The sequence below is a fragment of the Thermococcus sp. genome (assembly GCF_015523185.1).
Lineage (GTDB): Archaea > Methanobacteriota_B > Thermococci > Thermococcales > Thermococcaceae > Thermococcus.
The window spans coordinates 1-2,313 of record NZ_WAKV01000009.1; the positions used below are offsets into that span (position 1 = coordinate 1).

Annotated in this window: 4 protein-coding genes; 3 read left to right on the forward strand and 1 reads right to left on the reverse strand. The window is 52.2% G+C overall.

Annotated features, from left to right (window positions below; translation table 11 throughout):
• Positions 1 to 56: 56 nt before the first annotated feature.
• Entirely contained in the window at positions 57 to 236 is a 180-nt protein-coding gene (locus F7B33_RS00795; RefSeq protein ID WP_297072598.1) for a hypothetical protein, read from the forward strand.
• Between the two features lie 27 nt (positions 237 to 263).
• On the opposite strand, the gene F7B33_RS00800 is transcribed toward F7B33_RS00795, so the two are convergent.
• Positions 264 to 1,109 (reverse strand): class I SAM-dependent methyltransferase family protein, encoded by an 846-nt coding sequence (locus F7B33_RS00800; protein ID WP_297072594.1) that lies wholly within the window; start codon positions 1,107 to 1,109, stop codon positions 264 to 266.
• Between the two features lie 89 nt (positions 1,110 to 1,198).
• Here F7B33_RS00800 and F7B33_RS00805 point away from each other — a divergent pair, with 89 nt between their 5' ends.
• Both F7B33_RS00805 and cas4 read left to right on the forward strand, forming a co-directional pair.
• Entirely contained in the window at positions 1,199 to 1,534 is a 336-nt protein-coding gene (locus tag F7B33_RS00805) for a hypothetical protein (RefSeq protein WP_297064137.1), read from the forward strand.
• Between the two features lie 148 nt (positions 1,535 to 1,682).
• Positions 1,683 to 2,312, forward strand: coding sequence for a CRISPR-associated protein Cas4 (gene cas4 / locus F7B33_RS00810; RefSeq protein ID WP_297072596.1), 630 nt, complete (start codon positions 1,683 to 1,685; stop codon positions 2,310 to 2,312).
• Position 2,313: the final 1 nt, after the last annotated feature.

Below are 2,313 nucleotides of genomic sequence, written 5' to 3' on the forward strand. Positions count from 1 at the left end.
GACGATATTGGGGCAGGAATCTGAGGGTTTTATTTCCTTCCCATCTTATTTCTCCGGTGAGCTCGATGGATGAAAAACTCAAAGCCTGCAAGAACTGCCGCTGGTTCGGTCCGATTGATTCCTACTTCCTCACCTACGGGATGTGCAGGAAACATATGAAGACCGTCCACATGAACTTCGTCTGCGATGATTGGGAGCCGCTATGGGGCTCAGGGGAGAAAGAACGAGAAGAGTAAGTGATACAACTCCAGCGATGGCAGGTACTACCGCTTATAGACCCTCACGTCCACGACGACATGCCAGACGCCGGGAGCGTAGCGCTTGATTACCAGCTCCTTCAGCTTCTCCGCCTCGTAGCCGTGCTCTCTAGCAACTTTCCTGAAGGTCGCGAAGGGTTCCTCAGGCATCAGCCTCTCGGGAACCGTGTTGTGGTAGTGTATTACCGCCTCGTCCTTCGCTATACTCAGGGCCTTGGGTATGAACTCGGCCGTTCTGACGACGTAACCCATCAGGATTCTGTCGGCGATGTTCTCCGCCGGGAAGTCCCTGTTGTCAATGTTGTAGGGCGTGACCAAGTCCTGGACGTTGTTGAGCCAGATGCTCTCCACGAGGAAGCGGAAGGTGTAGGGGTCCTTCTCGATGGCTATAACCCTGGCCTTTCTATGGACGGCCATCGGGAGGCTCAAATGCCCGATTCCCGCGAACATGTCAACGACGAGCTCACCCTGTTTGGCAACTTCGGCCATTCTCACGCGCTCCTTAACGTTCGCCGGAGAGAACATGATTTTGGCAACGTCCAGCTTGTACTTCACGCCGTTTTCAACGTGAACCGTTACCGTGTCATCGCCGTAGAGAACCTCGTAGTCCGGCCTTCTCGTCTCGCCGTGGATGTGCCCCTTTCTGAGGACAGTCTTTACCCCGAGAACCTCCGCGTAAACCTCTGCTATTCTGCGCTTGTAGGGTTCGAGCTCCTTCCTCAGAGGCAGAATCAAAACGTCTCCTATTTGAACCCAGTGTTTGGGGAGTAAGCTGACTAGCTCGGGCGGAAGCTCCCTCAAGAGTATCTCCCTGATGCGAGGTTTTATGACCTGCGTTCTCTTGGCCCTCATTTTTGTCCCTTCGTCAAAAAGCGATAGGAAAGCCTTAAAAACTTAAAGGAAGGATTTAAGATGAGAACCATCGGAGGTTGATGACGAAGATGGAGGAGGAGCCCCCGAATAGTGGGCTGTTTTCAAGGCTCTTTGGTAGAAAGGAGGAGGCACTTCTTGAGCAGAGGCTCAGTGAGGAAGCTTATGAGAACTATCGCAGGCTTTTGATGAGGGCAAGACCCGAGGTGAACGGGTCGAAGTTGACCCTACGCCTCGCCGATGGCGTTGTTGAACTAGACAAAGGCATCCTAAGAGTCAAAGGTAAAGATAAAAAGTCAGCCGAGAAGATTCTGAGGAACCTGCACCACTACGAACAGCCCCCGAGCATCTGGCCGGCCTACGGGCTGAGCTACTCGATTAAGAGGAAGAGACGCATGGTTCTCTAGCCAAACGGAAGCTTTAAATTCTTCCCTCTTTTAGTTTCCTCCGCGGATGACGACCCTTGCCCAGTCTGAACTGTGATGACGTCGGTATTAGCTGACGCAAGGGGCGGGGAGGTTCTACCTGTGAACCGCCCCTCTGGAGGGAAAGACCATGGGCAGTGAGGACAATGACGGATTCATCGAGTTCTACGCCAGTGAGGCCCTAACCTGCCCGAGGAGAATATACTTCAGGCTTAAAGGTTACCCTCAAAGGTGGCCCGAGAACGTGAAGGTAAGGCTCAACCAGGGGGTTAAAACCCACGAGGTCCTCGGGGATATTCTCAGGAAACGCTTCGGCTTCGAGCTTGAGAAACACTTGGTTCTGCGCTCAAGGAAGCTCGGCTTTGAAATCCACGGCAGGATTGATGCCTTTCGGGATTTTCCAATAGAGATTAAGGGCAAAACAAGCCTGCCAAAGGTTCCCTACGATTATCACATTGCCCAGCTCAACGTCTATTTGAGATGGGCCGAGGCCGAGTACGGATATCTCTACTATATCAAACTCCACAACGAGCCGACGAAAATAATAGGGAAGCTTGACATGTCCAACTTCCCTGTTATTAAAGGCCCGAACTTCAGAGCTTTTGAGGTTCCCTACGACGGCAAGCTCTTCAGAGAGACACTAAAGCACTTCTACTCCGTTAAAAAGGCCTATGAGAATGGAAAACCTCCTGAGGGCTGGAAAAGTTACGCCTGTAAGTTCTGCCCTTATAGGTACCTCTGCTATCCGGGTGAGGAGTAGC

Coding starts and splice junctions, on each gene's coding strand:
- F7B33_RS00800 (WP_297072594.1), bottom strand. CDS start 1,109: ATGAGGGCCAAGAGAACGCAGGTCATAAAACCTCGCATCAGGGAGATA.
- F7B33_RS00805 (WP_297064137.1), top strand. CDS start 1,199: ATGGAGGAGGAGCCCCCGAATAGTGGGCTGTTTTCAAGGCTCTTTGGT.
- cas4 (WP_297072596.1), top strand. CDS start 1,683: ATGGGCAGTGAGGACAATGACGGATTCATCGAGTTCTACGCCAGTGAG.